This window comes from candidate division TA06 bacterium, from assembly GCA_004376575.1.
Lineage (GTDB): Bacteria > Hydrothermota > DG-26 > E44-bin18 > E44-bin18 > E44-bin18.
On record SOJN01000039.1, the window covers coordinates 1 to 5,601 of the forward strand.

Annotated in this window: 5 protein-coding genes; 4 read left to right on the forward strand and 1 reads right to left on the reverse strand. The window is 50.5% G+C overall.

Annotated elements, in window-relative coordinates; all coding sequences use genetic code 11:
* The first annotated feature begins 186 nt into the window (after window positions 1–186).
* The 4 genes from E3J62_03000 (at window position 187) to E3J62_03015 (ending at window position 4,621) form a co-directional block, all read left to right on the forward strand.
* Window positions 187–483: a GYD domain-containing protein gene (locus E3J62_03000; protein TET46878.1), complete on the forward strand. Its 297-nt coding sequence runs from the start codon at window positions 187–189 to the stop codon at window positions 481–483.
* Window positions 484–548: 65 nt separating this feature from the next.
* The gene (gene sixA, locus E3J62_03005) at window positions 549–1,019 is read left to right on the forward strand and encodes a phosphohistidine phosphatase SixA (GenBank protein ID TET46879.1); all 471 of its coding nucleotides are present in this window, start codon (window positions 549–551) and stop codon (window positions 1,017–1,019) included.
* Between the two features lie 479 nt (window positions 1,020–1,498).
* Window positions 1,499–2,281 (forward strand): 4Fe-4S dicluster domain-containing protein, encoded by a 783-nt coding sequence (locus tag E3J62_03010; GenBank protein TET46881.1) that lies wholly within the window; start codon window positions 1,499–1,501, stop codon window positions 2,279–2,281.
* Window positions 2,282–2,485: 204 nt separating this feature from the next.
* The gene (locus E3J62_03015) at window positions 2,486–4,621 is read left to right on the forward strand and encodes a thioredoxin domain-containing protein (GenBank protein TET46882.1); all 2,136 of its coding nucleotides are present in this window, start codon (window positions 2,486–2,488) and stop codon (window positions 4,619–4,621) included.
* A gap of 132 nt (window positions 4,622–4,753) precedes the next feature.
* Here E3J62_03015 and E3J62_03020 read toward each other — a convergent pair whose 3' ends face one another.
* Window positions 4,754–5,242: a four helix bundle protein gene (locus tag E3J62_03020; protein ID TET46880.1), complete on the reverse strand. Its 489-nt coding sequence runs from the start codon at window positions 5,240–5,242 to the stop codon at window positions 4,754–4,756.
* Between the last annotated feature and the right edge of the window lie 359 nt (window positions 5,243–5,601).

Consider the following 5,601-nt stretch of genomic DNA (forward strand, 5'->3'; position numbering starts at 1 on the left):
AGCCACGGAGGGTGAAGTGGGGGAGCTAAGAGGAGCGAAGTCGGGTCAAGCCTTAAGAGGCAAATCCACAGGATGGGCCCGCACATTTTTGTTGGAGGACCAGATAACCATCTGGAAAACCGGGTGGGTTTGTGTTAGGATTGTTCTGGGATAAGCGAAAGTGGAGAGACAAACAGGAGGGTTGTTATGGCCACTTACGTGTTGATGACCAAGCTCTCGCCCGAGCTGACCAGGAAGATGAAGGATAGGGCGAAGATTGGGCAGGAGTGGAAGGCTCTCATAAAGAAGACGTGCCCAGAGGTGAAGTTTATTGCGCACTATGCTCTTCTTGGTCCTTACGATTTCCTTGATATTTACGAGGCACCCGACGAGGAGATGGCCGCCAAAGTATCAATGATTAGCCTTTCCCACGGAGCACTTCAGGCAGAGAGCTGGACGGCAATTCCCTACAAGCGGTTCCTCGAACTGGCTGATGAGATCTAACCTATCTCAGATATCAGATCGTAGATCTAAAATCTGGCAAGACGGAAGGCAGTTGAAGGAGAAGAGTGAAGGTCTATTTGGTTCGGCATGGTGAGGCCGCGTCAAGCAATGAGAATCCGCAGCGCCCGCTCACACACACAGGCCGCAAAGACACAGAGAAGGTCGCCGAATTCATCGGCCGTCTTTGTCTAAAGGTGACAGCCATCGAGCACAGTGGAAAGCTGCGCGCGCAGCAGACTGCTGACATCCTTGGAGCCTCAGTGGAATTGGAAGAGGGTGTGGCAAAGGCTGACGGGCTTACTCCCAATGATGATGTGGAGCCCTGGATCAGAGAACTTTCTAGGGCCGAACGAGACCTTATGCTTGTTGGACACCTCCCTTTCCTGGGGAGACTCGCTTCAGCACTGCTCACTGGCTCACAGGACCCAACCATCGCAAACTTCAACCCCTCCACGGTCCTTTGCTTGGAGCGCACCGACGAAGGTGCTTGGTACATCTCTTGGCTCCTCTCCCCTGAACTGCTGCCAAGCACTTGAAACCCCTTAACCACAGATTACCACTGGAAGTGGCTGTACGCTATGCGCAGGAAAGGCTGGAGATAACGAAATTCCCTCCCCTACATCACCCGAGACCCGAAACTGCGAAATTCTCATCACCCCTACCCTGCCCCTTCGAAATTCGTAGTTTCTATTCTCGAAGGTTGGGAGATGGGTTGAGTGGAAGTTCGATTTTCGAAGGTGTGGGGAAGGGTAGATGGGAATTTGGGAGGTTGCGTGTGGTGGTGGGCTGTGAGAGATGGTGCCAGGCATACAAATCTGCAAATTTGACGGAAAGCGCTGGGCAGCCAGAAAAGTGGCTTGACTTTTGTGCGGTTTCTTGCAATTTAGTGGGAGGATGATTGGCGTAGTTAGCTTGTGGCCTTGACAGCCAGAGAAGTCCAAAGGGAAGAACGTAGGAGGCTCCTGAGTTGACAGCCTCTAAATGACCACAATTGAGGGGGTGTGATGTGCCCAAAGTGATGAGAAAAATCATTAAGATTGATGAAGATTTGTGCGATGGATGCGGGGTGTGCATACCGGGTTGCCCCGAACAGGCACTGCAGATTGTCGATACGCCCGAAGGCCCAAAGGCAAGATTGGTGAAAGAGTTCTTTTGCGACGGCCTCGGTGCGTGTCTCGGCGCGTGTCCCACGGGAGCATTAACTGTCGAGGAGAGAGAATCAGATGTTTACGATGAAGAGGCGACGGTTGCTCGAATAAAGGAAGTTGCCCCGGAGATACTTGAGGAGCACCTCCGACACCTCAAAGAACACGCAGAAGAGTTACCTGAACATCACAGCCATAAGATGCCAAAGGGCGTGACTGCATGTCCCGGGGCCCAGGTGCTCCACTGGCCAGAGAAGAAGAAAGAGACTGCCAAGCCTGTGGAACTCGATTCAGAGTTGCGGCAGTGGCCAATACAGCTCCATCTGGTTCCGCCGGTTGCGCCCTACTTCAAGGACGCGGATCTTGTGATAGTCGCTGATTGTGTTCCCTTTGCATACGCGAACTTCCACCAGGACTATCTGAAAGACAAGGCGATTGCCATTGGGTGTCCGAAACTTGATGATGCTGAAGCCTACAAAGAAAAGGTGAAAGACATAATCAAGGCGGCAAATCCCAAAAGCATAAAGGTCCTGCACATGGAGGTCCCGTGTTGTTTTGGTCTCGTACACCTTGTCCAGCAGGCCATAAAGGAAGCTGGGAAAGACATACCGTTTGAGACTGAAACGATAAGTATAAAGGGCGAAAAGCTGTAGTCAACGGTCCTGCCTGCAGATACCACAACACAGCAGATTACGGCCAGTGCTGCAGGGGATTTGAGTGTGAAGCCAGAGAGTAAAGCCATACTACGTTGGACCATCGCCGTACTTGCCGCTAGCGCGGTGGGATCAGGGCTGCTCTTCTCGGGTCAGTGGATTGGGTATCGCGAGTCTGACTCAGGGGGAACAAGAAAAGGGTATATGAAATTGGCTTCAAAGCAAACAGGTGATTTGAGGGATAAGTCTGGAAAACACAAGAATCGACTGGGGCTGGAGAAAAGCCCTTATCTGCTTCAGCATGCCGATAACCCTGTGGACTGGTATCCATGGGGGCCAGAGGCATTTGACAAGGCTCGAAGGGAGAACAAGCCCATCTTTCTGTCCATCGGATATTCAACCTGCCACTGGTGCCATGTAATGGAGCACGAGTCGTTTGAGGATCCGGAGGTGGCCAGGCTGATGAATGAAGTGTTTGTTTGTATCAAAGTCGACCGTGAAGAGCGGCCGGACCTTGACAACATCTACATGACTGTTTGTCAAATGATGACGGGTGGAGGTGGATGGCCGTTGACCATCATAATGACGCCTGACAAAAAGCCATTTTTTGCCGGTACCTATTTTCCCAAAAGGAGTCGCTTTGGACGCACTGGTATGATGGAATTGGCTACTCGCATCAAAGAGGTCTGGACTGGACAGCACGACGAGGTTTTGACTTCTGCTGATCAGATTGCTGGCGCTCTCCAGCAGGCGTCGAGTAATTCGCCGGGCGAAGAGTTGGGTGAATCAGTCCTGAGAGATGCTTATGAGCAGCTTGCTCAGCGATTTGACGAGAAATATGCCGGTTTTGGGTCTGGCACAAAGTTTCCGACCCCCCACAACTTTCTCTTTTTGCTTCGCTACTGGAGGCGAACGGGCGATAAGAAAGCCTTGCAGATGGTCGAAAGGACTCTTCAGGCAATGCGCAGGGGTGGCATGTATGACCATGTTGGATTTGGATTTCACCGCTACTCCACCGATGCCCAATGGCTTGTACCACACTTTGAGAAGATGCTATACGATCAAGCCATGCTGGCGATGGCCTACACAGAGGCGTATCAGGCAACAGGAAAGAAGGAATACGAAGATACCGCAAGAGAGATTTTCGCTTACGTGTTACGCAACATGACTGCGCCCACAGGTGGATTCTACTCTGCGGGAGATGCTGACAGCGAAGGCGAGGAGGGGAAGTTCTATGTGTGGGGCCAAGACGAGATCCGACAGGCTCTCAATAGAGAAGAAGCGGATCTATTCATTAGAGTATTCAATGTTGAGAAGGATGGGAATTTCAGAGACGAGGCGACCTCACAGGAAACGGGCAAGAACATTCTCCATCTGAGGAAGCCGCTCAAAGAATTGGCTTCCGAGCTGAAAATGCCTGAACAGGATATTCAAATGCGCGTGAACAAGGCACGCAAGAAACTTTTCGCTGCACGCGAGAAGCGTATTCATCCTTATAAAGACGACAAGATTCTCACGGACTGGAATGGATTGATGGTCGCTGCCCTGGCCAAAGGAGCACGAGCCTTTGATGACCCCCGCTATGCGGAAGCGGCTAAGGGCTGTGTCGATTTCATTTTGAAGAATATGCGCGATCGAGGAGACCGGCTCTTCCACCGTTATAGAGAGGGCGAGGCTGCCGTAATGGCGTACATTGATGACTACGCTTTCCTGACTTGGGGGCTGCTTGAACTGTATGAGACAACCTTTGATGTTAGCTACATTCAGGCCGCTCTTGATTTTAATAAAGTCTTGTTCGAGCACTTCTGGGATGAGCAGGGGGGAGGATTCTATTTCACACCCGACGACGGGGAAGACCTAATCGTTCGCAGCAAAGAGGTTTATGACGGTGCGGTACCGTCCGGGAACTCTGTGGCAATGCTAAATCTGCTTCGTCTCGGACGCATGACCGCCAATTCTGATCTCGAAGAGAATGCAGCCAGAATCGGACGCGCTTTTTCTAGCGGTGTCAAACAATCACCATCTGGGTATACTCAACTGATGGTTGCTGTCGACTTCGGAATAGGGCCCTCTTATGAGGTGGTCCTCGCTGGCGACTCAGAGGCGGATGACACAAAGGCAATGTTGAAATCAATGAGGGCACGGTTTGTCCCCAACAAAGTAGTCCTTCTGCGCCCGAGTGAACAGGAATCACCTGATATCATTCGCGTCGCTCCATTCACCGAGGGCCAGACGAGCATAGACGGAAAGGCAACCGCCTATGTCTGTCGAGACTATGTGTGCAAGCTCCCGACCACGGATGCAGACAAGATGCTGGAGCTGCTCAACAAGCAACAGTAACTCAATATTGTTCAACATTGTTTAACGTGGTTCAACATTGAACAACCTTGAACAACAGTTGAACGTTTTGAACAAGTTGTTAGCTTGGCCCTGATCACCATAAGCCCAGTTGAACACTTGAACAATATTGAGCTACTTTTTGTTGTGTTTACGCTTGATTTCCTCGAGCATCTCGTCCAGCTCTTCTGCCATGCTTTTCCTCGGAATTTTCTTGAATTTCGCGCCTCGAAGGCCTGAACCTCTCAGATAGCCAATGAAATTGGCCAACATTACACTAACCTGAACGCATCGCTCGACCAAGTTCTTGTAGTCGTCCTCACCAACATACTTCTGATCATAGGCAATAGTGAGCTGAGACCTGACCTCGCCGCAAGAACCTTTTGCAATATAGAGGAACTGGATGAACTCGGTGTTGGAACCACGCTCAAATCCTTCAGCAATGTTCGACATCACCGATACAGAAGCCCTGCGTATCTGATCTACCAAACTGTAATCTTTGGAGAAGCCACCTCGCCTCGTTATCTCATAAACCTTGTTGGTCAGCATCCTGGCTTGTTTGTATACATTCAGGTCCTCAAACTTCCTGGCCTTTGAACTTTTGAACTTTCTGTTATTAGCCATAGGCACCTCCCTGTTCTGTCAAGGCCGACCAAGTCTCGATCGATCTCGAGTAGTGTTGTAGTCAATGGGAGGGGTCTGGAAACCTACAAACTCGGAACTGCCTCGCGGGAGTATATCTGCTCACCAAAAAGATTAAGGCGGAGCCCGGCATCTAACTACTTAGTGCCCCCTTGCGGGACCACTCTAATGCTAGTTTCCGGGGCCGCTCCGCCTTTATTCTCTGGTTCCTAAACTTCACATTCCTTTCTAAATTGTAGTTGCCAGCCTGATGATAGTCAAGAAAGAAAACTGTTCAATATTAACATGGTTCAACATAAGGAACAGTAGTTCAATATTGTTCAAACGTTCAACGTGGTTCA

Bases quoted from the DNA above. Each gene is read 5' to 3' on its own strand.
- E3J62_03015 (TET46882.1), top strand. From the start codon at position 2,486: ATGAAATTGGCTTCAAAGCAAACAGGTGATTTGAGGGATAAGTCTGGA.
- E3J62_03000 (TET46878.1), top strand. From the start codon at position 187: ATGGCCACTTACGTGTTGATGACCAAGCTCTCGCCCGAGCTGACCAGG.
- E3J62_03020 (TET46880.1), bottom strand. From the start codon at position 5,242: ATGGCTAATAACAGAAAGTTCAAAAGTTCAAAGGCCAGGAAGTTTGAG.